The 23,587-nt window shown below is 72.2% G+C and carries 19 protein-coding genes and 1 rRNA gene; 6 read left to right on the plus strand and 14 right to left on the minus strand.

The window, feature by feature from the left end; genetic code table 11:
- Together ABTX60_RS12530 and ABTX60_RS12535 are read right to left on the minus strand one after the other, a co-directional pair.
- Positions 1-92: ribosomal RNA gene (locus ABTX60_RS12530) — 16S ribosomal RNA — on the minus strand; the annotation flags it as partial.
- A gap of 577 nt (positions 93-669) precedes the next feature.
- Positions 670-1,677: a stage II sporulation protein M gene (locus ABTX60_RS12535; protein WP_352097041.1), complete on the minus strand. Its 1,008-nt coding sequence runs from the start codon at positions 1,675-1,677 to the stop codon at positions 670-672.
- Between the two features lie 128 nt (positions 1,678-1,805).
- Here ABTX60_RS12535 and ABTX60_RS12540 point away from each other — a divergent pair, with 128 nt between their 5' ends.
- Positions 1,806-2,780, plus strand: coding sequence for an RDD family protein (locus ABTX60_RS12540; RefSeq protein WP_352097042.1), 975 nt, complete (start codon positions 1,806-1,808; stop codon positions 2,778-2,780).
- 43 nt (positions 2,781-2,823) lie between these two features.
- On the opposite strand, the gene ABTX60_RS12545 is transcribed toward ABTX60_RS12540, so the two are convergent.
- The 8 genes from ABTX60_RS12545 to ABTX60_RS12580 all read right to left on the minus strand — a co-directional run bounded on the left by ABTX60_RS12545 (position 2,824) and on the right by ABTX60_RS12580 (position 11,199).
- Positions 2,824-3,438, minus strand: coding sequence for a hypothetical protein (locus ABTX60_RS12545; RefSeq protein WP_352097043.1), 615 nt, complete (start codon positions 3,436-3,438; stop codon positions 2,824-2,826).
- Positions 3,439-3,569: 131 nt separating this feature from the next.
- Positions 3,570-5,027 carry an adenosylhomocysteinase gene (ahcY, locus tag ABTX60_RS12550; protein WP_352097044.1) on the minus strand — a complete coding sequence of 486 codons (1,458 nt, stop codon included), beginning with the start codon at positions 5,025-5,027 and terminating at the stop codon, positions 3,570-3,572.
- Between the two features lie 362 nt (positions 5,028-5,389).
- Positions 5,390-6,370 carry a cation diffusion facilitator family transporter gene (locus ABTX60_RS12555; protein WP_352097045.1) on the minus strand — a complete coding sequence of 327 codons (981 nt, stop codon included), beginning with the start codon at positions 6,368-6,370 and terminating at the stop codon, positions 5,390-5,392.
- 152 nt (positions 6,371-6,522) lie between these two features.
- Positions 6,523-7,674 (minus strand): mannose-6-phosphate isomerase, class I, encoded by a 1,152-nt coding sequence (gene manA / locus ABTX60_RS12560; protein ID WP_352097046.1) that lies wholly within the window; start codon positions 7,672-7,674, stop codon positions 6,523-6,525.
- Between the two features lie 54 nt (positions 7,675-7,728).
- Positions 7,729-8,856, minus strand: a complete 1,128-nt coding sequence (locus ABTX60_RS12565; RefSeq protein ID WP_352097047.1) for an SIS domain-containing protein — start codon at positions 8,854-8,856, stop codon at positions 7,729-7,731.
- Between the two features lie 110 nt (positions 8,857-8,966).
- A complete protein-coding gene (locus ABTX60_RS12570; protein ID WP_352097048.1) occupies positions 8,967-9,137 on the minus strand; it encodes a Trm112 family protein in 171 nt (56 codons plus the stop codon).
- A 71-nt stretch (positions 9,138-9,208) separates the two neighbouring features.
- Positions 9,209-10,573, minus strand: coding sequence for a phosphomannomutase/phosphoglucomutase (locus ABTX60_RS12575; RefSeq protein WP_352097049.1), 1,365 nt, complete (start codon positions 10,571-10,573; stop codon positions 9,209-9,211).
- A 203-nt stretch (positions 10,574-10,776) separates the two neighbouring features.
- The gene (locus ABTX60_RS12580) at positions 10,777-11,199 is read right to left on the minus strand and encodes a DUF3499 domain-containing protein (protein WP_352097050.1); all 423 of its coding nucleotides are present in this window, start codon (positions 11,197-11,199) and stop codon (positions 10,777-10,779) included.
- 295 nt (positions 11,200-11,494) lie between these two features.
- On the opposite strand from ABTX60_RS12580, the gene ABTX60_RS12585 reads away from it, so the two are divergent.
- On the plus strand, positions 11,495-11,950 hold the full coding sequence (locus ABTX60_RS12585; protein ID WP_078885356.1) for a metallopeptidase family protein: 456 nt from the start codon (positions 11,495-11,497) through the stop codon (positions 11,948-11,950).
- Positions 11,951-11,982: 32 nt separating this feature from the next.
- Here ABTX60_RS12585 and ABTX60_RS12590 read toward each other — a convergent pair whose 3' ends face one another.
- The 3 genes from ABTX60_RS12590 to ABTX60_RS12600 all read right to left on the minus strand — a co-directional run bounded on the left by ABTX60_RS12590 (position 11,983) and on the right by ABTX60_RS12600 (position 17,610).
- Positions 11,983-13,521 (minus strand): DUF5719 family protein, encoded by a 1,539-nt coding sequence (locus ABTX60_RS12590; protein ID WP_352097051.1) that lies wholly within the window; start codon positions 13,519-13,521, stop codon positions 11,983-11,985.
- Positions 13,518-17,183, minus strand: coding sequence for a glycosyltransferase family 2 protein (locus ABTX60_RS12595; RefSeq protein WP_352097052.1), 3,666 nt, complete (start codon positions 17,181-17,183; stop codon positions 13,518-13,520). Before ABTX60_RS12595 ends, ABTX60_RS12590 begins: the two co-directional genes overlap by 4 nt.
- 163 nt (positions 17,184-17,346) lie before the next feature.
- Entirely contained in the window at positions 17,347-17,610 is a 264-nt protein-coding gene (locus tag ABTX60_RS12600) for a WhiB family transcriptional regulator (RefSeq protein WP_010034659.1), read from the minus strand.
- A 657-nt stretch (positions 17,611-18,267) separates the two neighbouring features.
- Between ABTX60_RS12600 and ABTX60_RS12605 the strand changes: the two genes are divergently transcribed.
- From ABTX60_RS12605 to ABTX60_RS12620, 4 genes are all read left to right on the plus strand, one after another.
- Positions 18,268-18,774 (plus strand): cysteine dioxygenase, encoded by a 507-nt coding sequence (locus ABTX60_RS12605; RefSeq protein WP_352097053.1) that lies wholly within the window; start codon positions 18,268-18,270, stop codon positions 18,772-18,774.
- 91 nt (positions 18,775-18,865) lie between these two features.
- Entirely contained in the window at positions 18,866-19,825 is a 960-nt protein-coding gene (gene cofD / locus ABTX60_RS12610) for a 2-phospho-L-lactate transferase (protein ID WP_352097054.1), read from the plus strand.
- Positions 19,822-21,153, plus strand: coding sequence for a coenzyme F420-0:L-glutamate ligase (locus ABTX60_RS12615; RefSeq protein WP_352097055.1), 1,332 nt, complete (start codon positions 19,822-19,824; stop codon positions 21,151-21,153). Before cofD ends, ABTX60_RS12615 begins: the two co-directional genes overlap by 4 nt.
- 62 nt (positions 21,154-21,215) lie before the next feature.
- Entirely contained in the window at positions 21,216-22,217 is a 1,002-nt protein-coding gene (locus ABTX60_RS12620) for a DNA-3-methyladenine glycosylase family protein (RefSeq protein WP_352097056.1), read from the plus strand.
- A gap of 194 nt (positions 22,218-22,411) precedes the next feature.
- Here ABTX60_RS12620 and manB read toward each other — a convergent pair whose 3' ends face one another.
- Positions 22,412-23,494, minus strand: a complete 1,083-nt coding sequence (gene manB / locus ABTX60_RS12625) for a mannose-1-phosphate guanylyltransferase (protein ID WP_352097057.1) — start codon at positions 23,492-23,494, stop codon at positions 22,412-22,414.
- Between the last annotated feature and the right edge of the window lie 93 nt (positions 23,495-23,587).

A 23,587-nucleotide genomic window follows, 5' to 3' on the forward strand; every position in this document is an offset into this window, starting at 1 on the left:
CTAATCCCCACCGAAGTGGTTCATCGTTCGACTTGCATGTGTTAAGCACGCCGCCAGCGTTCGTCCTGAGCCAGGATCAAACTCTCCGTGAATGTGTACCGGTAATCCGGTGCAACACCACGAGAGCGGAACAGTCAGGCGGAATAAGCCCGACCGTTCACAGCGTCCTCGCTGTGTTATTTCAAAGGAACCTCGACCATCGGTTGTCCGATGGACGGGGTATCAACATATCTGGCGTTGACTTTTGGCACGCTGTTGAGTTCTCAAGGAACGGTCGCTTCCTTTGTACTCACCCTCTCGGGCTTTCCTCCGGGCGCTTCCCTTCGGTCTTGCGTTTCCGACTCTATCAGATCTTTCCGATCCGATTTCCTCGGTGCTTTCCAGGTTCCCGCTTCCGCGTTTCCCTTTCCGGCGGTTCCGACTTTATCAGAAGTTTTTGGCCGGTCTGACCGGCCGCTCATTTCCGATTCATCGGGAGAGGCTTCGATGAAAGCTACGTTTCAAGAAGCAGATAGATGTTCACTGTGGCCGGTCTGGGACTAGAGCCCATCTCCAGGCAACTGTTCGAATCTACCTCCCCGCACTTGCCGTGTCAACGGCTCCTGTGGGGCGAAGAGGAGACTAGCAGTTGAACGGACGTGGTCGCACATCCGGCGGTCGGCGGGACGATCAGGCGGCTGTCGGGACGGTCGCGCTGCGTTCCGCCGCCTCGACGTCTCCGGTCTCTCCCGCGCGGGCGGCACGGCCGCCCAGGACGTAGACGTAGGCCAGGAAGGCCCCTTCGGCGGCGACGCCGATGGCGATGCGGGCCCAGGTGGGGAGGCCGGACGGGGTGACGAAGCCTTCGATGGCTCCTGAGACGAACAAGACGAGGGCGAGGCCGATGGCCATGCCTATGGCGGCTCGGCCTTCCTCCGCTAGTGCGGTGCGCCGTGTACGCGGGCCGGGGTCGATGAGTGTCCAACCGAGGCGCAGGCCCGTGCCGGCCGCGACGAAGACGGCGGTCAGTTCCAGGAGGCCGTGTGGGAGGACCAGGCCGAGGAAGGTGTCGAGGCGGTCGGCCGAGGACATCAGGCCGATGCCGACGCCGAGATTGAGCATGTTCTGGAAGAGGATCCAGAGGACCGGGAGTCCGAGGAAGACCCCGAGGATGAGGCACAGGGCGGCGGCCCAGGCGTTGTTCGTCCAGACCTGGGCGGCGAAGCTGGCGGCCGGATGGCTGGAGTAATACGTCTCGTACTGGCCGCCGGGACGGGTGAGGTCCCTCAGTTCACCGGGAGCCGCGATCGAGGCCTGTACCTCGGGGTGGGTGCCGATCCACCAGCCCAGGAGGGCGGCGACGGCCGTGGACAGGAGCGCGGTGGGCACCCACCAGTGCCGTGACTTGTAGACGGCGGCGGGGAAGCCGTGGGCGAAGAAGCGTGTGACGTCACGCCAGGAGGCACGTCGGGTACCCGTCACAGCGCCGCGCGCGCGTGCCACGAGCTGGCTGAGCCGACCGGTCAGCTGCGGGTCGGGGGCACTGGACTGGATCAGGGAGAGGTGGGTCGCGGTGCGCTGGTAGAGGGTGACGAGTTCGTCGGCCTCCGCGCCGTCGAGGCGGCGCCGGCGGCGGAGGAGGGCTTCGAGGCGGTCCCACTCCGCTCGGTGGGCGGAGACGAAGACGTCGAGGTCCATCGGTGTGCCTGCTCCTCGGCTGGTCGTCGGAGGCTCGTCGTGGATCAGCTTGTCGTACTACGGTGCGATGCGCCCTCAGCTTGGCAGACTGGCCCTGTCGGGGGCAGGGCAGGGGAAGGACGGCGGGCGTGAGTGAGCTGGTGACGGGCGAGGCTGTGGCGTTGGAGCTGCGCCCCGCGAGGCTGCCCAGCAGGGCGCTGGCCGTGCTGCTCGATCTGGTGGCGGTCATGGCGGTCTACGTCGCGGTGACCATCGTGGTCGTCACCTCGACGGCATCCCTCGACGAGGCGGCGCAGACGGCGCTGTCCATCGCGTCGTTCGTTCTCGTGCTCGTGGGCGGGCCGATCGCGGTGGAGACACTCAGTCACGGACGGTCGCTCGGGAAGATGGCCTGCGGTCTGCGTGTGGTGCGGGACGACGGAGGCCCCATCCGGTTCCGGCACGCGCTGGTGAGGGGCTTGATCGGGGTGATCGAGATCCTCATGACCTTCGGGATCGTCGCCTGCATCGCCTCGTTCGTGTCGGCGCGTGGGCGGCGGCTGGGCGATGTGTTCGCGGGCACGCTCGTCGTGCGGGAGCGGATTCCGGTCGCGCGGACGGGATTCGTGCCCCCTCCTCCGCCCTGGCTGACGGGGCGGTTCTCGGGGCTCGATCTGTCGGCGGTGCCCGATGGCTTGTGGCTCGCCGTCCGGCAGTACCTGACGCGCATGCAGCAGTTGGATCCGCAGGTGGGCTGGTCGATGGCGGAGCGGCTCGCGGCGGAACTGGCGGAACGTACGGGGGCTCCGGTGCCCCACGGGGTGCCGCCGGCGGCTTATCTGGCGGCGGTCGTACAGGAACGGCAGGCGCGGGAGGCCCGGCGGGCTTTCGGGAGCGAGGCGGCCCCGGTGGCTGCGTCCCGCGCCGTTCCGGTGCCTGCCGACCCGGTCGCCGCAGCCGATGCTCCCGCCGTGGACGCTGCCGCGGGCGGCTTCCGACCGCCGGCCGGGGTGCCCGAGGTGGTTTCCGAGCCGTCCGACGGGGAGCGGCCCGCAGAGCCGGCGGTGCCACCGGCGGTTTCGGCCGGTGAGCGGCCCCGCACCGGTTTCGTGCCACCGGCGTAGTGCGGGTCGGGGCAGGCAGTGCCGGCGGAACGCGGCGGTCTGCTCAGGTGAACACCGACGGTGGTGATTCGAGGTCTTCGAGCTCGATGCCGGGGGCCGCGAGCACCACGTCCCCGGCGAGGTGCACGGTGTGCTGCTCGCCCGTGTCCAGGGCTGTGACCTGGTATTCGTCAACGGTCAGGGGGCCGTTGTCGGTGGCGTGTGCTTCGCTTTTCAGCAAGGCCCAGGACTGGTCCACGGTGCGGGGGGCGAGGACCGGGTCCGTGAAGGCGACGAGGCGTACGCGGGTGGCCGCTGTGGAGGGGGCGAGGCGCAGGAGACGGGCGGTGGCGACGAGAAATGCCGGGGACGTGCCGGTGAAGGCGTGGGCGCGCACATTGCCTTCGGTGGCCTCGGTCCCGGTGGGGTCGGTGCGGACCCAGGTGACGCCGTCGAGGGCGGCGCCGCGGACCTGCCAGGCGGCTGCGTGGAGTTCGAGGCGGATGGGGCGGCCCAGTTCGTCGAGGGTGAGGTCGACGGAACCGTGGTGATCGCCTGCGGGGGTGGTCAGCTGGGAGACATAGCGCCAGCCGGAGGGGCCGGGGGCGCACTGGAAGTGTTCGTCTGCGAGGGGGGTGTGATCGTGCGGATCGTGGAGCGAATAGCGGCCGCGGGGCATGGGGGTCCTGGGTCCTGACGGGCTGGGCCGGTCGCCGGCCGGGCGAACGGGGGCAGGCCCCCGGCACGGGGGTGCGGGGGCCTGCCTCGGGGATCTGACCGGTTTACCGGCCGGCAGCGGTGCTGCTCGGCTCAGTAGCGGTAGTGGTCCGGCTTGAACGGGCCCTCGACCTTCACGCCGATGTACTCGGCCTGCTCGGGGCGGAGCGTCGTCAGCTTCACACCGAGGGCGTCGAGGTGGAGCCGCGCGACCTTCTCGTCGAGGTGCTTGGGCAGCACGTAGACGCCGGTGGGGTACTCGTCGGGCTTGGTGAACAGCTCGATCTGGGCCAGGGTCTGGTCCGCGAAGGAGTTGGACATCACGAACGAGGGGTGGCCGGTGGCGTTGCCCAGGTTCAGCAGGCGGCCCTCGGACAGGACGATGAGCACCTTGCCGTCGGGGAAGGTCCAGGTGTGGACCTGCGGCTTGACCTCGTCCTTGACGATGCCGGGGATCTTGGCGAGGCCGGCCATGTCGATCTCGTTGTCGAAGTGACCGATGTTGCCGACGATCGCCTGGTGCTTCATCTTGGCCATGTCCGCGGCCATGATGATGTCCTTGTTGCCGGTCGTGGTGATGAAGATGTCGGCCTTGTCGACGACGTCGTCGAGGGTGGCGACCTGGTAGCCGTCCATCGCGGCCTGCAGCGCGCAGATCGGGTCGATCTCGGTGACGATCACCCGGGCACCCTGTCCGCGCAGGGACTCCGCGCAGCCCTTGCCCACGTCGCCGTAGCCGAAGACGACCGCGGTCTTGCCGCCGATGAGGACGTCGGTGGCGCGGTTGATGCCGTCGATCAGGGAATGGCGGCAGCCGTACTTGTTGTCGAACTTCGACTTGGTGACGGCGTCGTTGACGTTGATCGCCGGGAACAGCAGGACGCCGTCGCGCTGCATCTCGTACAGGCGGTGGACGCCGGTCGTGGTCTCCTCGGTGACACCGCGGATCTCCGAGGACAGCTGGGTCCACTTCTGGGGGTCCTCGCCCAGGGTGCGGGTCAGCAGCTCCAGGATGACGCGGTGCTCATCGGACTCGGCCGTGTCGGGCGAGGGGACCTTGCCGTCCTTCTCGTACTCGACGCCCTTGTGGACGAGGAGGGTGGCGTCGCCGCCGTCGTCCAGGATCATGTTGGGGCCGCCGGTGGGGCTGTCCGGCCAGGTCAGCGCCTGCTCGGTGCACCACCAGTACTCCTGAAGGGTCTCGCCCTTCCAGGCGAAGACCGGTACGCCCTGCGGGTTGTCGGGCGTGCCGTTCGGGCCGACGGCGATGGCGGCGGCCGCGTGGTCCTGGGTGGAGAAGATGTTGCAGGAGGCCCAGCGGACCTGCGCGCCGAGGGCGACCAGGGTCTCGATGAGCACGGCGGTCTGCACCGTCATGTGCAGGGAGCCGGTGACACGGGCGCCCGCCAGGGGCTGCGCCTCGGCGTACTCCTTGCGGATCGCCATCAGGCCCGGCATCTCGTGCTCGGCGAGGGTGATCTCCTTGCGGCCGAACTCGGCCAGGGAGAGGTCGGCGACCTTGAAGTCCTGTCGGTTCTCGACAGTCGTCATTGCGAGCTGCTCCTCGGGGTGTGGGTCGAGGGTGGGTACGGCTGGTCTGCGCGGCGGCGGACACAGGGGTGTCCGAAAGAGGACACAGGCATGCCCGCGTACGCGCAGCGCAGTCCGTCGGAGGCCCTCTCTCCCTCGGCCGGTCCGCTTCGGGACCGCCCGACCGCCATCAGCAGCGACGTCTGGCTCCGTCCCAAGCTACACCGGGCGTGGGTGCGATCCCCAGTCCGTGGGCGAACACATCGAGCCGATCATGTGACGGACCGGAGGACGGGCCGGACGGCGGGCGGGGTGATGGGGCCGGGAAGCCGGACGGGGCCCGCCGAGTGGTTCGGCGGGCCCCGTGGGCCGGAGAGGGAGGATCAGTGCTCGGTGGGGTGGGGGGCGGGGCCGCCCGGGGAGGCCTCGGGGTCGGGGCCCTTGGCCGCTTCCTTCTCGCTGTAGATGTCCGGCTCCAGGTAGATCACGCGGGCGATCGGGACGGCGTCGCGGATGCGGGCCTCGGCGGCGTCGATGGCGGCGGCGATCTCGGTGGCCGTGTCGTCGTGCTGGACGGCGATCTTGGCGGCGACGAGGAGTTCCTCGGGGCCGAGGTGGAGGGTGCGCATGTGGATGACGCGGGTGACGGTGTCGCCGTCGACGACGGCGGCCTCGATCTTCCGGGTCTCCTCGAGGCCGGCGGACTCGCCGAGCAGCAGGGACTTGGTCTCGGCGGCGAGGACCAGGGCGATCAGGATGAGCAGGATGCCGATGCAGAGGGTGCCGATGCCGTCCCAGACGCTCTCGCCGGTGAGGAGGGCGAGGCCGACGCCGCCGAGCGCGAGGATGAGGCCGACGAGGGCGCCGAGGTCCTCCAGGAGGACGACGGGGAGCTCGGGAGCCTTGGCGTGGCGGACGAAGTCCTTCCAGGAGCGGCCGCCGCGCAGGGGGTTGGACTCCTTGATGGCCGTCCGGAAGGAGAAGCTCTCGGCGATGATCGCGAAGACCAGGACGCCGACGGGCCAGTACCAGTGCGTCAGCTCGTGGGGGTGCTTGATCTTCTCGTAGCCCTCGTAGAGGGCGAACATGCCACCGACCGAGAAGAGGACGATGGAGACGAGGAAGGCGTAGATGTAGCGCTCGCGGCCGTAGCCGAAGGGGTGTTCCGGGGTGGCCTCGCGTTTGGCCTTCTTGCCGCCGACCAGGAGCAGTGCCTGGTTGCCGGAGTCGGCGACGGAGTGGACGGACTCGGCGAGCATCGATGACGAGCCGCTGAAGAGGAACGCCACGAACTTCGCTACCGCGATGGCGAGGTTGGCGGCCAGTGCCGCCACGATCGCCTTGGTTCCGCCTGACGCGCTCATATGTCCGCGTTGTCCCTTCGTACGCCGTTCCAGGGCCCGGGCGACCGTCCTGGTGCGTGCCCGTGGCTTTGCCCGTGCTTGACGGTGGGCCATTGTTGCAGCCCGCCGCGAGAGCGGTGAGTCAGGTCACCAGCACGGGGTCTTCGAAACGGTCAGGCGACGACGGTGGCCCGGAAAAGCGTTCCCGTTCCGGACACTTCGGCCTTTTCGCCGGCGGGGACGAAGACGGACGCGCCGGGGGTCAGGTCGTGCTCGCCGGCCCGGATGGTGCCGGCCGTGCAGAGCAGGATCTGCGGGGTCGGGCGGGTGAGGTCGTGGGCGGCGCCCGCCTCGGGGAGGACGTAGCGGGAGAGGCGGAACTCGTCGATGGGGGTCTCATAGACCTCCTCGCCGTCCGGGGAGGCCTCGGGGCGCAGGACGCCGGGGTCGCTGGGGAGGAAGCGGACGATGCGCAGGAGTTCGGGGACGTCGACGTGCTTGGGGGTGAGGCCGCAGCGCAGGACGTTGTCGGAGTTGGCCATGATCTCCACGCCGAGGCCGTTCAGGTAGGCGTGCGGGATGCCGGCGCCGAGGTAGAGGGCCTCACCGGGCTGGAGCCGGACGTGGTTCAGCAGCATCGCGGCGAGAACGCCGGGGTCGCCCGGGTAGTGGTGGGCGATGTCGGCGTAGGGGGCGTAGGCGCCGCCGAGGCGGGTGCAGGCGGTCGCCGTCTCCGTGGCGGTGCGGGACATCTCGTCGGGGTCGGCGGTGAGGATCGCCGTGAGGACCTCGCGCAGGGCGGCGTCCTCGGGGTGGGCGTGGAGCAGGTCGACGTAGGGCTTGAGGGAGTCGACTCCCAGGTCGTCGAGGAGAGCCGCTGCCGCCAGGGGGGCGCGGAAGCCGCACAGGCCGTCGAACTCGGTGAGGGCGCAGATCAGTTCGGGCTTGTGGTTGGCGTCCTTGTAGTTGCGGTGCGGGGCGTCGACCGGGATGCCGCGGCGCTCCTCGTGCGCGTAACCCTCCTGCGCCTGGGCGAGGTCGGGGTGGACCTGGAGGGAGAGCGGGGCGCCCGCGGCGAGAATCTTGAGGAGGAAGGGCAGCCGAGGGCCGAACTTGGCCACGGCGGCGGGCCCGAGTTCCTTCTCGGGGTCGGCGTCGACGACCTCGACGAGCGTGCCCCGGCCGGTGCGCGAGGGTGCGCCCGGGTGGGCGCCCATCCACATCTCCGCCTGCGGTTCGCCGGTCGGTTCGACGCCGAGCAGCTGCGGGATGGCGGTCGGGGAGCCCCAGGCGTAGGGGCGGACGGTGTTGTCGAGGCGGTCCATGGGGTTCTCTCTGCTGTGCGGGGGTGCGGGCGCGTCAGGGTGTCCCGGGCAAGATCAGGCCCTCGAAGCGAGCGCCAGGTAAACCGCGGCGAAATCCGTGATGGCGATCAGTTCCGCGAGGGTCTCCAGTTCGCCGCCGGCCTCCGGTTCGAGCTCGCTGATCGGTGTGTCGTGGCTGAGGGCGAGGTCGCGGGCGCCGGGTGCGGCGGTGAGGCCGCCGATGGGGCGGTCGCGCAGCAGCACCACGCGCGCGTGCAGGGCGGGTGGTTCCTCGACGCGGTCGCGGAAGAAGTCGTCGGGGTCGGCGCTGGCGGCCAGGGGGCCGGCGAGCAGGGCGCCGTGGGCGGCGAGGGCCTCGGGGAGTTCCGCGACGACGGCGGGGGTGCCGGACAGCTCGGCGAGGGCGGCGGCGAAGCGGCGGCCCGCGGGCCCGGCCGAGGTGCCCTCGGTCCAGACGATGGGGAGTGCGTCGGCCAGTTCGGCGGCCAGGGTCTTGGCGGCGTTGCTGTAGGTGGCGATGGCCGGGCCGCAGCGTTCGGCGACGCGGTCGAGGCGGTCGGCGACCTTGCCGAGGGCGTCCGGTGGGGCGTCGAGCACGCCGGTGCGGTCCAGGAGCGCCAGCAGCGGGGTGAGCAGGGCCCACAGGACGCCCGGGGCGGACGCGGCCAGGGGCTCGTCCTGGTCGTACGGGGCGGTCGCCACGGGGACGAACAGGCCGTGCGCGCCGGCGACGGCTTCGGCGAGCGGGGTGCGGGCGGGGGCCACGGCGACGACGGTGCAGCCCCGGCGGTAGGCCTGCTCGGCGAGCAGCGACAGTCCGGGTTCGGTGCCGTCCGGGGTGGTGATCAGCAGGAGGTCCACGGAGCCGACCCAGCCGGGCAGTTCCCACCGCAGGGCGCCCGCGGCCGGGGCGACGCCGGTGGGGGCGAGGCGGGTGACCGGGCTGCCGGCGCCGGCGAGCGTGCCGATCAGGTCGGCGGCGTGGGTGGCGGCGGCACCCGGGCCTGCGATGAGGACCGCGCGGGGCCGGCCGTCCGGCTTGAGGTCGTTGACGCCCGCTTCCGCGGCGTGGCGGGCGGCGGTGCGCACGCGGGCGCCGGCTTCCGCGGCGCCGCGGAGCAGCCCGCGGTGGTCGGCCTCGGCGAGGCCCTCCGGAGAGTCGAGCAGCGATTCGTCGAGCATGGGCGGCAGCTTCCCATCGCCGGGGTCCGTTGTGAGGTGTCCTGGATCGTGCCCGCTGAGCCGGGGGTCATGTGCCCCCGGGTGTCGCTCGGGTGCGTCGCACCCGGCGGTCACGCGGGGCGGCGGGCCTCGTCGACGAGCAGGACGGGGATGCCGTCGCGGACGGGGTAGGCCAGGCCGCAGTCGGCGCCGGTGCAGACCAGCTCGGTGTCCTGCTCCGTGAGGGAGGAGTGGCAGGCCGGGCAGGCGAGGATCTCGAGGAGGCCGGATTCGAGGGGCATGGGGGTTCTCCGGAGGGGTGTGGGCGCTTGGGGTCGTGCCTGGTCAGATTACCGCCGGTGGGCGCGGGGCCTCAGCCCCTGATGATCCCCAGCACCTCGTCCCGCACCCGGGCCATCGTCTCGGCGTCCCGCGCCTCCACGTTCAGGCGCAGCAGCGGCTCCGTGTTGGACGGGCGGACGTTGAACCACCAGTCGGTGGAGGAGACGGTGAGGCCGTCGAGCTCGTCGAGGGTGATGCCCTCGCGGCTCCCGTACGCGGAACGGATGGCGGCGACGCTGGCCTGCTGGTCGGCGACGGTGGAGTTGATCTCGCCGGAGCCGGCGTAGCGGTCGTACTGGGCCACGAGGGAGGACAGGGGGCCGTCCTGGCCGCCCAGGGCCGCCAGGACGTGCAGGGCGGCCAGCATGCCCGTGTCGGCGTTCCAGAAGTCGCGGAAGTAGTAGTGCGCGGAGTGCTCGCCGCCGAAGATCGCGCCGGTGCGGGCCATCTCGGCCTTGATGAAGGAGTGGCCCACGCGCGTGCGGACCGGGCTGCCGCCGTTCTCCTCGACGACCTCGGGCACCGACCAGGACGTGATCAGGTTGTGGATGACCGTGCCCTTGCCGCCGTTCCGGGCCAGTTCGCGGGAGGCGACCAGGGCGGTGATCGCCGATGGGGAGACCGGCTCGCCGCGCTCGTCGACGACGAAGCAGCGGTCGGCGTCGCCGTCGAAGGCGAGGCCCAGGTCGGCGCCCTCTTCACGGACGCGCTTCTGCAGGTCGACGAGGTTGGCGGGGTCGAGGGGGTTGGCCTCGTGGTTGGGGAAGGTGCCGTCGAGCTCGAAGTACATCGGGACCAGCGTCAGGGGCAGGCCGGCGAAGACCTCGGGGACGGTGTGCCCGCCCATGCCGTTGCCCGCGTCGACGACGACCTTCAGGGGGCGGACGGAGGTCAGGTCGACCAGGGAGCGCAGATGGGCCGCGTAGTCCGACAGCGTGTCGCGGCCGGTGATCGTGCCCGCCCGCGCGGCCGGCTCCGGCGCGCCCGACTCGCTCCAGCGCTCGACGAGCTCACGGATCTCCGCGAGGCCGGTGTCCTGCCCGACGGGAGCGGCGCCCGAGCGGCACATCTTGATGCCGTTGTACTGCGCCGGGTTGTGGGAGGCGGTGAACATGGCGCCCGGCAGGTTCAGCGCGCCCGAGGCGTAGTACAGCTGGTCCGTCGAGCAGAGGCCGATCTCCGTCACGTCGGCGCCCAGGGCTGCCGCCCCGCGCGCGAAGGCCCGTGACAAGCCCGGGGAGGAGGGCCGCATGTCGTGCCCGGTCGTGATGGCGCTCGCGCCGGTGACCCGCACGAAGGCCGCCCCGAAGAGTTCGGCCAAAGACTCGTCCCACTGGTCGGGGACGACTCCGCGTACGTCGTACGCCTTCACGACCTGCGACAGATCAGCAGCCACGGCCAACCTTCCTGAAAAAGTACTGTCGGTCCGCACAAACTACCCTCGCCCACCGGCAACGCGACGGGCGGACGCCAAGAGGACTCCCAGCCGTAACCTCAGGTCAGGGGGCATCCGGTCCGGGGCAGGAGTGCCGGCCGGTCACGGCCGGGGCGTCGGCGGAGGTGGCCGAGTCGGTCACGGCGACGCCGAAGCAGGGTGCGTCAGTTGTCGGGCGATCGCAGGACCCGCAGGTGGCCGCGCCGCGCGACCTCCCTCGGGTCGGCGCCGCGGCCCGCGCCGCCGGCCCCGGCCGCCCGCTCCTGCGGACGGGCCGCCTCGCGCACGGCGTTGGCGAGCGCTTCCAGGTCGTCGCCGCTGGGGCGGGCGGGGGCCGAACCGTCGAGGAGCCGGACGACCTCCCAGCCGCGCGGGGCGGTGAGGCGCTCGGAGTGCTCGGCGCACAGGTCGTAGCAGTGGGGTTCGGCGTAGGTGGCGAGCGGGCCGAGGACCGCGGTCGAGTCGGCGTAGACGTACGTCAGCGTCGCGACGGCGGGACGGCCGCAGGCGGTGCGCGAACAGCGACGTACAGGGCTCACGATGTTGGACGGTACCGCACTCTTGAGCGGGCCGCGACGACTCTCCACCAGGCCACTCCCCCGTGTCGTGCTGTGAAACACCGCACACACCCCTTCGGGCGCACCTTCCTGACCTGGCAGGACATCGACGCCCGAGGTGGAGATCGACCCCGCAAGCGATCAAGAGTCATCACAAAACCCTCAAATACCGTGAGGGTGCCGCTCTCAACGGGATACGGATTTGAGCCCAACCTTGGCTTGAATGGTCATGTAACGACATGCCGTAGGGCGTCGGCCGGAAGCCGCCCGTGCCGTCGTGCGGTGGCGGGCGTGGGGCCGCGGCGGGGACTACCCTTCACCAGTGATGGACAAGCCCGTAACGCCCCGTGCCGCCGCCCCCGGGCCCCGCCGTCGTGATCGCCACGGGCGGGGCATGCGCGGCCCGATCGCACCGCCGCAGGTGCCGCTCGCCGCGAGCCGCGCGGAGGCGTTCGCCGATCTGGTGCAGGACTCCGTGGAGCGCCTGGAGCGGCGGTGGCCGCAACTCGCCGACATCGACTTCCTGGTCCTCGAGGTGCCGCGGCTCGACGGGCCCGGCCAGGCGTGGAACGACGAGGCCGTGCCGCTCGGCGGCACGATCAGCGCGCGCGAGGGCCGCCCGGCGCGCGTGGTCGTCTACCGGCGGCCGGTCGAGATCCGCACCAAGGGGCGCGACGAGCGGGCGGCGCTGGTGCACGAGGTCGTCGTCGAGCAGGTCGCCGAACTCCTCGGGCTGACGCCGGAGACGGTGGATCCGAGGTACGGCGAGGACCAGGGCTGAGACGGCCGGCCCGCTTCCGGAGAGACCGCCGCCTACTTCTGGAGCACCGACAGGTCCTCGTCCGCCTCCGGTACGGCGACCGTCCCCCGGTCGTCCGGCAGTGTCTGCACGGTGAAGGCGGGGACCCCGTCCTCGTTCGCCGCCAGGGTGCGGGCCCCGTAGACCGGGCCGCCGGAGACCGGCTCGACCGTGAGGGCGTAGCTGCCCTTCAGGCCGCCGGGGACCGGGGGCTCGATGTCCTGGGTCGTGCCGGCCTTGATCGTGTACGTCTTCGACACCGGTGTGCCGCCCTCGCTGCCGGCCGAGGCGGTGACCTTGACCGTGGCGCCGGCGACGGGGGCCGTCAGGGACAGGGTGCTGCCCTTGCCGCTGTTGTCGGCGGACGTCGCGCGCGTGCCGACGGGGCGGGTGGCCGGGATGAACGCCGTCTCCTGCTTGTCGCCCTTGCCGCGCACGACCCGCAGTGCCGCCACGACCGGCACGGACCGGTCGGTCGGGGTCAGTACCAGGGAGCCCGCCTCGCCGCGGGTGACGTCGCCCAGGTCGACGGCGGTCGTCATGCCGCCCTTGACGTGGACGGTCTCGTGTCCGGCCGGGGTGATCAGCCCGGAGGGGGAGGCGAGGCGCACCTTGAGGTCCGCGTCGGCGTCGCCGGGGGTGAAGGCGACCAGACGCACGGAGGTGGCGTCCTTGGGGATACCGGGCAGGACCAGGCTGCCCGACGGGTCCGTGGACGCCGGCAGCCAGTCGCCGCCGAGCTTGTCGTCCAGGGCCTGCACGGCGGCGCCGACCCGTCCGCTGCGGACGTTGACGTGCACGGTGAGGTCGGCCTGCCGCTCGTCGGTGAGGGTGGACAGCAGGACCGGCTCGGCGGCGTGCGGCGGGACCGTGATGCCCTCCCCCACCGTGGACTTCAGGGCGCCGTCCTTGCCGTAGAGCTCGATGTCGACCACGGCGGCCGAGTCGTCCGGGTTCGTCAGGTGGACGTAGTCCGTGCGGTCGGCTTGCGTACTGGCGCCCGGGAACCAGAAGTCGGTGTCCGGGGCGGTGCAGTTGACTCCCTGCAGGCCGCGCCCGGTGCCCGCGGCGACCTCGGTGGTCTCCTGGACGGTCCAGCCCGGCGCGAACCTGCCGTCCGCGGTCCCGACGAGCGCGGGCGCCTCGCCGCCGGAGGTGTCGCCGGTGACCGGCTTGCCCGGATCCTTGGGCGTCAGCACGGGCTCCGCGGACTTGTCCTTGCCGGACTTCCCGTCACCCTTGCCGTCGTCTTTACCCGTGCCCTTGTCGTCGGGCGCGGCGGCCGCGGACTCCTCGGTGGCCGCCAGGAGTTCGGCCTTGCCACCGCTCCCGGTGCCCTTCGTGACGGGCGTGAAGGAGGTGTAGGACGTCTCGGCGAGGTCGGACGTGCTGGGCGCCGGGCACAACAGGCTCGTGCGCTCCACGGGCAGTTGCGCGGCCGCCTTGGCGGTGTCCGGGCCCGGGGCGGAGTCCGGAGCGGACAGCGCGGCGAAGCCGGTGACGGCGGCGAGCGCGGTCGTGCCGGCGATCAGGGACAGGGTGGTGCGGTTCACTGCTGGCTCCCGTCGGGACGCTCACTGCCCGTGCCGTGGGGGTGGTGCTGCTGCGCCGGGTCGTACGGCGCGCCGTAGCCCTGGCCCTGGTCGTAGGCCGGGTCGTAGCCCTGCTGGTCGTAGGACGGGCTGTGGCCCTGGCCGTCGTACGCGTACGGGTCGTACTGGCCGCCCTGGTACGGGTCCGCCTGGTACTGCTGCCCGTAGGCGTCCGCCGGGTACGGGGCGTTCTGGTACTGGCCGCCGTAGCCCGGGTACGCGCCACTCTGGTGACCGGCGTCGTCCCACTGGCCGTAGTTCTGCTGCTGGGGCACCGCCGCCGGGGGCTGCTGGGGCTGCGGGGGCTCGAACTCCTGGGGGGCGGCCGCCTCTTCGGACTCGGCCTCCGCCTGGGCACGCAGGCGGCGGGCTCGGCGGCCCTCGCCGGCGACGGCCTCGGCCGGGGCCGCCGGCTCCTCGGGGAGGTCGTCGTCGATGTCGCGACGCCGGCCGGGCAGGGCGAGCACCACCAGGACGACCGCGAGGAGACCCTGAACCCACAGCCAGGTCGTGTGGCCGATCGGGTCGTCGTAGGTGACGTCCAGCGTGCCGCCGGTGGCGGGGAGCCGGAATCCCTGGGCCCAGCCGTCGACCGTGGTGCGGGTCAGCGGCTTGCCGTCCAGCGTGGCGGTCCAGCCGTCGGACGCGGAGTCGGCGAGGCGCAGCACGCGTCCGCCGGCGCCGGCCGGGATCCTGGTGTGGATGTCGACGGGCCCGGCGGCGACGGGCTGCGGGGTGCCGTCGCCGGAGGCGGGGACGATGGTGGCGCGCGCGACTTCACGGTTGACACGCCACAGCGCGCCGCCGGCCTGCTGGCTGAGCCGGGTCAGGCCGGGCGTGGCGTCCAGGACGCGGGTGACCTCGCGGGGCGCGCCCTGGTGGACCAGGATGTAGCGCACGGCGAAGCCGCCGAGCTGGTCGGCCTGGTCGGCGCCGGAGCCCGCGACCAGGTTGGCGACGACCTTGTCGAGTCCGCTGTTCTCGCCGTCGGACGCGGCGATCTCGCCGTCGCCGAGGCGGGCGCCGGAGCCGCGGACCAGCATGTAGCCGACGTGGGCGGCGGAGTCGCTGTCGAGGACGAGGGTCCGGGCCTGGTCGCGCGTGCCGCTCTCCTCGGCGACGAACGCGGGGACCTGGGTCGGGTCGCGTCGCTCCAGGGGGTTGTCGGCGCCGCGGATCATCCAGCCGGCGGCGATGAGCAGGGGGCCCGCTGCCGAGGCGAAGGCGATCAGCACGGCGACCGGCTGGCGCCAGCCGAAGCTCTGCTCGGCCACGCGCGCGCGTGCCCCGTCGGCGCCCAGCGCGGCGGCCGCCAGGAGGGCGATGCCGTAGACGAGGGTCGCCGGCCCGGCCCAGGTGGAGCTGTTGGACAGGACCGCGAAGACGAAACCGGTCAGGGCGACCGCCCAGGCCGTCCAGATGCCCGCCTGGCGTTCCGAGCGCAGCAGGGCGGCGAGGGCGGCCAGCACGATGCCGATGAGCATGAAGCCGCTGACGGTGCCCGGGCCGCCCGGGCTGGCGCCGAGCAGGTCGAGGGCGGAGGCGGCCGAGGGGCCGTACGCGAGGCCCGCTTCCTTGAAGAAGCCGAACGGGAGCAGCGTCGGCGACCAGGGGGCGAGGAGCAGCAGGGGTGTGCCGAGCTGGGCGAGGAACCGCAGCCCGTAGGCCGTGATGTCGCTGCGGCGCAGCACGAGCAGGCCGATGCCGAGGAGCAGCGCGATGGGCCACACGATCGGCGTGAAAGCGGTGGTGATGGTCAGCAGCAGTGCGTACGCCCAGGTGGCACGCCAGCTGCCGCGCGCTCCCGCGGAGTTCGCCAGGCCGCCGGCCGCGACGCCCGCGCGGGCGATGAGCGGCAGCAGCGCGGCCAGGACGGCGGTGCCGATGCGGCCGCCGGCGAGGGCGCCGGTGGCGGCGGGCAGGAAGGCGTAGACGACGGCCGCCCAGGCGCGCAGCAGGCGCGACTCCACGAGCGGACGGGAGGCGAAGTAGGCGGTGGCGCCGGCCAGTGGGACCGAGCAGACGAGCAGGACGGTGACGGCGAGGCCGGTCGAGCCGAACAGCAGGGACGCCAGCATCGCCACGAGCGCGAGGTACGGGGGTGCGGACGAGGTGCCCCCGGCGCCCACCGGGTGCCAGGCGTCGAGATAGCGCGCCCACAGTTCCGCGGAGTCGGCCGGCGCGGGCAGCAGGGCGCCGCCCGCGAGCGCGCCGCCGCCGAGGAGCTGGCGGCAGGCGGCCAGGGAGACGAGCAGCAGGACGAGGAAGAGCACCGGGCCGGGCTTGCGTGCGATGCGCTTGAGCCGGGCGAACTGCTCGATCTCCAGGAAGTCGGCGTCGTCGCCGCCGGGGCCGGACTCGACGGCGCTGCCGTGCCGTCCGGCACCGGCCGCGGCCTCCGGGTCGGACCGGCCGACGAGGCTGCCCGCGACCTGTTCGACGGTGACGCGGACGGTCGCGCCGGGTGGCGGGAACAGCGCCCGCAGCTCCCCCTTGTCGATCCGCGGCGCGCCTCTGCCGCGCCGCCCGGCGAGGATCCGCTCGGGCCGGAGCAGTGTGCCCATCAGGCCGCGGATCTCGTCGACGGCCTGCCCGGGGACCTTGCCGACGAGGTAGGCGACGGTGCGCAGCAGGGTGCCGACGACGATCCGCAGGATCACCCAGGGGAGGACGGCCGTACGCGAGTTGACGAGCAGGGTGTAGACGGCACCGGCCTTGTCGACCTTGTGCGGGGAGGCCGCGGTGCGGCCCACGCAGTCGACCGTACGGCGCTCGCGGCTGGACGCCTCGGCGTGCCGGACGACCGCCTCGGGGGCGACCAGGACGCGGTATCCGGCCGCGTGGGCGCGCCAGCACAGGTCGACGTCGTCGCGCATGAGGGGCAGGTGCCGGTCGAATCCGCCGAGCTGCTCGAAGACGTCGCGGCGCACGAGCATGCCGGCGGTGGACACCGACAGCACGGGCCGGACGTGGTCGTGCTGGCCCTGGTCCTGCTCGCGGCGGTCCAGGCCGGTCCAGCGGCGGCCGGAGTTGGCGATGGAGACGCCGACCTCGAGGAGCTGCCGCCGGTCGTACCAGCCGCGGAGCTTGGGGCCCACGACGGCCACGTCCTCGCGGCCCAGCTCGTACTCGTTGTCCACGACCCGCAGCAACTGGGCCAGGGCGTCCGGGGCCGGGGCGCAGTCGTCGTGCAGCAGCCACAGCCACTGCACCGGCTCGCCGTGCGGGAGCTCGGGCAGGTCGTAGGCGTCGTCGCGCCACGAGCGCGTGACCGGGTCCCAGCCGCTGGGGCGCTTCAGGTACGGCAGCTCGTCCGGGGTGAGGACCGGGGCGGTGCGGCCGCACTCCTCGACGGCCTGGCCGAAGCCGGTGCGGCGGGCGAGGTGCAGCACCCGGTCGGCGCCGAGCGCGTCGGTGACCAGCTGCGCGGAGGCGTCCGAGCTGCCGGTGTCGGCGCCCATCGCGTACTGGACGGGGCGTTCCTGGGCGAGGAGCCCGGCGAGCGCGTCGGGCAGCCAGCGGGCGCCGTCGTGGGAGACGAGGACCGCGGTCACCACATGGCGCGGGAACTCAGGTGCGGCAGCGGCGTCGTGAGGAGCTGCCGGGTGGCTGTGCACGGACATCGAGGTACGGGCCCCGGTTCGGTGGACTGCGGTGGACGCCTGCGCCCGGTGGGAGCGGCGGGGCGTCTCGGACGAGCGACCACACTATCGGCTGCACAGCAGAGGGCCCGCCGCCTGTGGATAACCCACGGCCGGCGGGCCGTTCACGCAGAGGGGTGAGGGGTCAGACGGCCGCCTTTTTCAGCCGGCGGCGCTCCCGCTCGGACAGGCCGCCCCAGATGCCGAATCTCTCGTCGTTGGCGAGGGCGTACTCGAGGCACTCGGAGCGGACCTCACAGGCCAGGCAGACCTTCTTGGCCTCCCTGGTCGAGCCGCCCTTCTCGGGGAAGAAGGACTCGGGGTCGGTCTGGGCGCACAGCGCGCGCTCCTGCCAGCCGAGCTCCTCGTCCGCGTCGTCGACCAGCAGTTGCTGCACCGTCTCGGTCATGTGCGCCCCTCGTCTGTCTTCGCGTCCCCGTGATCTAGCCGTTACCGATTCCGGCTGAACGACACGAGTGAAATTACAAGTGTGCTGCTCCGGGCGAGTCAAGCCGAGATCTGCTATTGAGCCCCTTATTCACTCTGCGGAACCAAGCCCATGCGGAAAGTGTTCAAATCACCATAAAACCTGACACACAGAAGGAGCCCGCGAGGGCTCACCTCTTCCGCCGGACCCCCGCAGCCCTGTACGAACAAGGACGCCCAGGAGTTCGATCTCGTTCCGACACGCACGTCGAAGCGAAACGGATCACAGTCGGATCACGACTACGCAACGGGGTTTGCGCGCCCGGATGGACGCCATGTGTCCCGGGTGAGCCATGAACAAACCTTTCATCTGAGCGATCGACCGGATGAGGTGAACCACGTCCCACATACCGGGTGTCGAGTTGACAGTGAAGGTGTGAACCGGTGTCCTTGTGGGCATGCTCGCGAACTTGGCACTCACCTCGACCCGCACCGCCGGGTCCCACGGTGCTGCCCGCGCTCGCTGTAGCTGTTGCTGTTCCAGCTGTTGAGCCACACCTGCTCCAGCTGAAGGCCGAGCCACCCGTCTCTCGGCTCCCGTTCCCTCTGACCTTCTTTCACTGAGGAACCACACACCCCCATGAACAGCGACAGCGACCTCCAGATCGCCGGCGACCTCCTCGAAGTCACCCACCTCCTGCAGACCCCGCGCGAGCACCCGGCCACCGTCGCCGAGTTCGTCGGACTGGCCCGCTCCATCGCCGAGGACCGCTCCCAGTGGGAGCACCTCGTCCGCTACGACGCGACCAGCCGCTGGTACCACCGGCTGCGCACCGGCCCGGGCTACGAGGTGTGGCTGCTGTCCTGGGTGCCGGGACAGGGCAGCGGGCTCCACGACCACGGCCGCTCCTCCGGTGTGCTCACCGTCCTGGACGGCACGCTGACCGAGCGCACGGAGCGGGGCACACGCGCCTTGCGGGCGGGCGCGCAGCGCGTGTTCGCGCCGGGGTACGTACACGAAGTCGTCAACGACGCGCTGGAGCCGGCGGTGAGCCTGCACGTGTACTACCCGGGCCTCACCGAGATGCCGATGCACACGGCCCAGCACTGCGAGGCCCGGGACGTACCGGGTGTGGTGACTGCCTGACCGGTTGTCGCAGGGGCCTGCGAGACCGTCCCACCCGTCGCCCGACCACCACCCCTCAACGAGTCAGCCAGACGGCTGACACACTGTTTCAATGCGCATTGTGGTTCTGGCAGGCGGCATCGGCGGTGCCCGGTTCCTGCGTGGTCTGAAGCGGGCCGTCCCGGACGCGGACATCACGGTCATCGGCAACACCGGGGACGACATCCACCTCTTCGGGCTCAAGGTCTGCCCGGACCTGGACACGGTGATGTACACGCTCGGCGGCGGCATCAACGAGGAGCAGGGCTGGGGGCGTACCGACGAGACCTTCCACCTCAAGGAGGAGCTCGCGGCCTACGGCGTCGGGCCCGAGTGGTTCGGCCTGGGCGACCGGGACTTCGCCACGCACATCGTGCGGACGCAGATGATCGGCGCCGGATACCCGCTGAGCGCGGTGACCCAGGCGCTCTGCGACCGCTGGAAGCCGGGCGTGCGGCTCCTGCCCATGTCCGACGACCGCGTCGAGACCCATGTGGCCGTCGAGATCGACGGCGAGACCAAGGCGATCCACTTCCAGGAGTACTGGGTGCGACTGCGCGCCTCGGTGCCCGCCCGGGCGGTCGTGCCGGTGGGCGCCGACCAGGCGAAGCCCGCCCCCGGCGTCCTGGAGGCCATCGGTGAAGCGGACGTGATCCTCTTCCCGCCGTCCAACCCGGTCGTGTCGATCGGCACGATCCTCGCCGTGCCCGGCATCCGGGAGGCGATCGCCGACGCCGGGGTACCGGTCGTCGGCCTCTCCCCCATCGTCGGTGACGCTCCCGTGCGGGGCATGGCCGACAAGGTGCTCGCCGCCGTGGGCGTCGAGTCGACCGCCACGGCGGTGGCCGAGCACTACGGCTCGGGCCTGCTGGACGGCTGGCTCGTCGCCTCGGTGGACGCCGGGGCGGTGGAGCGGGTCGAGGCGGCCGGGATCCGCTGCCGGGCCGTGCCGCTGATGATGAGCGACGCCCACGCGACCGCGCGGATGGCCCAGGAGGCGCTGGCGCTGGCCGAGGAGGTGCGGGGAGCGTGAGCGGCGAGGTCACCGGCACGGAGCCGGCTGCCGCCGGGTACCGGGTGTGGGCCCTGGACGGGCTGCCCGAGATCACGGCCGGGGACGACCTGGCGAAGCTGATCGCGGCCGCCGAGCCCGGTCTGGCCGACGGGGACGTGCTGCTCGTCACCTCGAAGATCGTGTCCAAGGCGGAGGGCCGGATCGTCCGGGCCGCCGATCGGGAGGCGGCGATCGACGCGGAGACGGTCCGGGTGGTGGCCCGGCGCGGCGCCCTGCGGATCGTGGAGAACCGGCAGGGCCTGGTCATGGCCGCGGCCGGGGTCGACGCGTCCAACACCCCCGCCGGGACGGTGCTGTTGCTGCCCGAGGACCCGGACGCCTCCGCCCGCGCCATCCGTGAAGGACTGCTCGACGCCCTCGGCGTCGACGTCGGGGTCGTGGTGACCGACACGTTCGGCCGGCCCTGGCGCTCCGGGCTCACGGACGTCGCGATCGGTGCGGCCGGAGTACGCGTGCTCGACGATCTGCGCGGCGGCACGGACGCGTACGGCAATCCGCTCAGCGCCACCGTCGTCGCCACGGCCGACGAACTCGCCGCCGCCGGCGACCTGGTCAAGGGCAAGGCCGCGGGGCTGCCCGTCGCGGTGGTGCGCGGGCTCGCGCACCTGGTCGCGCAGGGGGACGACGGCGAGGGAGCGCGGGCGATGGTCCGCGGCGCACGCGACGACATGTTCCGCCTCGGCACCTCGGAGGCGGTCCGGCAGGCCGTGACCCAGCGGCGCACGGTCCGCTCCTTCACGGACGAGCCCGTCGACGCGGGTGCCGTACGGCGGGCCGTGGCCGCCGCCGTGACGGCCCCGGCCCCGCACCACACGACGCCGTGGCGGTTCGTGCTGCTGGAGTCGCAGGAGTCGCGGACGCGACTGCTCGACGCCATGCGGGACGCGTGGATCGCCGACCTGCGGCGGGACGGCAAGAGCGAGGAGTCCATCGCCAAGCGGGTCAAGCGTGGGGACGTGCTGCGCAACGCGCCCTACCTCGTCGTCCCCTGCCTGGTCATGGACGGTTCGCACACCTACGGCGACCTGCGCAGGGACGGTGCCGAGCGGGAGATGTTCGTGGTCGCCACCGGTGCCGGCGTACAGAACTTCCTGGTCGCGCTGGCCGGGGAGCGGCTGGGTTCGGCCTGGGTGTCGTCGACGATGTTCTGCCGGGACGTGGTGCGCGAGGTGCTGGACCTGCCGGCGGACTGGGACCCGATGGGGGCGGTGGCGGTCGGGCATCCGGCCGGGGAACCGCGGCCGCGGCCCGAGCGGGACGCGGGGGCTTTCATCGAGGTGCGGTGACAGGAGCCGGGCGGCGCCTACGCTCGTAGGGCCGCTCCGCACGGATCCCAGGGACGTCATTCATGGCAGGACGATTCGCTCCGCGACCCACGCGCACCACGGTGCGCGGCGGGCATGTCGCCGTGCCCCCCGGTGTGCCGCGGCAGGCGACGGGACCGGGGCGGGTACGCACCTGGGTGCCGGACGGGCCGCTGGATCTCGGCCTCGTCCTCGGGCCGTTGCGGCGCGGGCCCGGCGATCCGACGTTCCGGGCGACACCGGACGGGTCGGTGTGGCGGACCAGCCTCACTCCGGCCGGGCCCGGGACGCTGAGGGTGTGCGCGTACGGCGGTGAGGTGCGCGGGGAGGCCTGGGGGCCCGGGGCCCGGTGGCTGCTGGAGGGGTTGCCGGAGCTGCTCGGGGCCGCGGACGATCCGTCGGCGTTCGTGCCGCGGCACCGGCTGCTGGCGTCGGCCCGGCACCGGCGGCCGGGGTTGCGGCTGACGCGCAGCGGGCTCGTGCTGGAGTCGCTGATCCCGTCGATCCTGGAGCAGAAGGTCACGACCGATGAGGCGTACCGGGCGTGGCGGTTGCTGGTGCGGAAGTTCGGGGAGCCGGCGCCGGGGCCCGCGCCCGCGCGGATGTACGTGATGCCGGAGCCGCGGACGTGGGCACTGATTCCGTCCTGGGAGTGGCACCGGGCCGGGGTCGACAACAAGCGGGCGTCGACGATCCTGCGTGCGGTGCGGGTCGCCGCGCGGCTGGAGCAGGCCGTGGGGATGGAGCCCGGGGCGGCTCGGGCGCGGCTGGAGCTGGTGCCGGGTATCGGACCGTGGACCTCCGCGGAGACGGTGCAGCGCAGTCATGGCGCGGCGGACGAGGTGACGGTGGGGGATCTGCATCTGCCCGGGATCGTGGGGTGGGCGCTGGCCGGGGACCGGGATGCGGACGATGCGGCGATGCTGGAGCTGCTCGAGCCGTATGCGGGGCAGCGGCATCGGGCGGCTCGGTTGATTCTGCTGAGCGGGAGGGTGCCGGCGCGCAGGGCGCCGAAGATGCCTCGGTGGGATATCGGGCAGTTGTGAGCTCTTGGTTCGGGGGCTCGGCGTCCGTGCTCAGGGCGGGTGGGTCCGCGGCCCGGCGTAGCGGGGTGCCTCCCCCAAGCTCTCGGCTTCGCTCGAGCAGGGGGCCCCCACGCCCACCCGTGCCGCCCCCAGCGGCACGCATGCCCGCAGCGGGGGGGGAGGCGGCAGCACGCGTGTCCGTAGCGGTGGCTCGCCTACTGGTCCGATGAGAAGCGGACCGCTCCTGCGGGGATGCGGGCGTCGCACCATATGCGGGCGCCCTCCAGGAGTTCGTTGTCGGGGCCGATCACCGCGCCGTCTCCTATGACCGTGCCGGTGAGGACCGAGCGTTGGCCGACGCGGGCCCGGGTGCCGATCAGGGAGTCGGTGATGACGGCGCCCGGCTCGATGACCGCGCCCGGCAGGATCGTGCTGCCGTAGATCCGCGCGCCCTCGGCGACGAAGGCGCCCTCGCCCACCACCGTGCCGCCCGCCAGTTTCGCGTCGGACGCGACCTGGGCCGTGGGCAGGACCAGGCGGTCGCCGCAGCGGCCGGGGACGGCGGGCGAGGGAGCCCGGCCGAGTACCAGGTCCGCCGAGCCCCGGACGAAGGCCGCCGGGGTGCCCAGGTCCAGCCAGTACGTCGAGTCGACCATGCCCTGGAGGTGCGCGCCGGCCGAGAGGAGGCCGGGGAAGGTCTCCCGTTCCACCGACACCGGCCTGCCCAGCGGGATCGAGTCGATGACCGAGCGGCGGAAGACGTACGCCCCCGCGTTGATCTGGTCGGTGACGATCTCCTCTGGGGTCTGCGGCTTCTCCAGGAACGCCAGGACCCTGCCCGTGTCGTCGGTGGGGACCAGGCCGTAGGCGCGCGGGTCGGTGACCTTGGTGAGGTGCAGGGAGACGTCCGCGCCCGTCGTCTCGTGGGTGTCGACCAGGGCCCGGATGTCCAGGCCCGTCAGGATGTCGCCGTTGAAGATCAGCACCGGGTCGTCGGGGCCGGAGTGCAGCCGGGAGGCCACGTTGCGGATGGCACCGCCCGTGCCGAGCGGCTCCTCCTCGGTGACGTACTCGAGGTGGAGTCCCAGCGCGGAGCCGTCGCCGAAGTACGGCTCGAAGACCTCGGCCAGATACGAGGTGGCCAGGACGATGTGCTCGACACCGGCCGCTCTCGCTCTCGCCAGCTGATGCGTGAGGAAGGGCACCCCGGCCGCCGGGACCATGGGCTTGGGCGTGTGCACCGTGAGCGGGCGCAGCCGGGTGCCCTTGCCGCCGACCAGGAGGATCGCTTCAGTCACGTGTCGTCTCTGCTTCCTGCCGGGACCGGCCGAACTGTCTTTCGGCCGGTCAGTGTATGCAGATCGTTCCGTGGCGCCTTCGTTGGCCGTGCG

The sequence above is a fragment of the Streptomyces sp. NPDC126510 genome (genome assembly GCF_040302345.1).
In the GTDB taxonomy this organism is placed as follows: Bacteria; Actinomycetota; Actinomycetes; order Streptomycetales; family Streptomycetaceae; genus Streptomyces.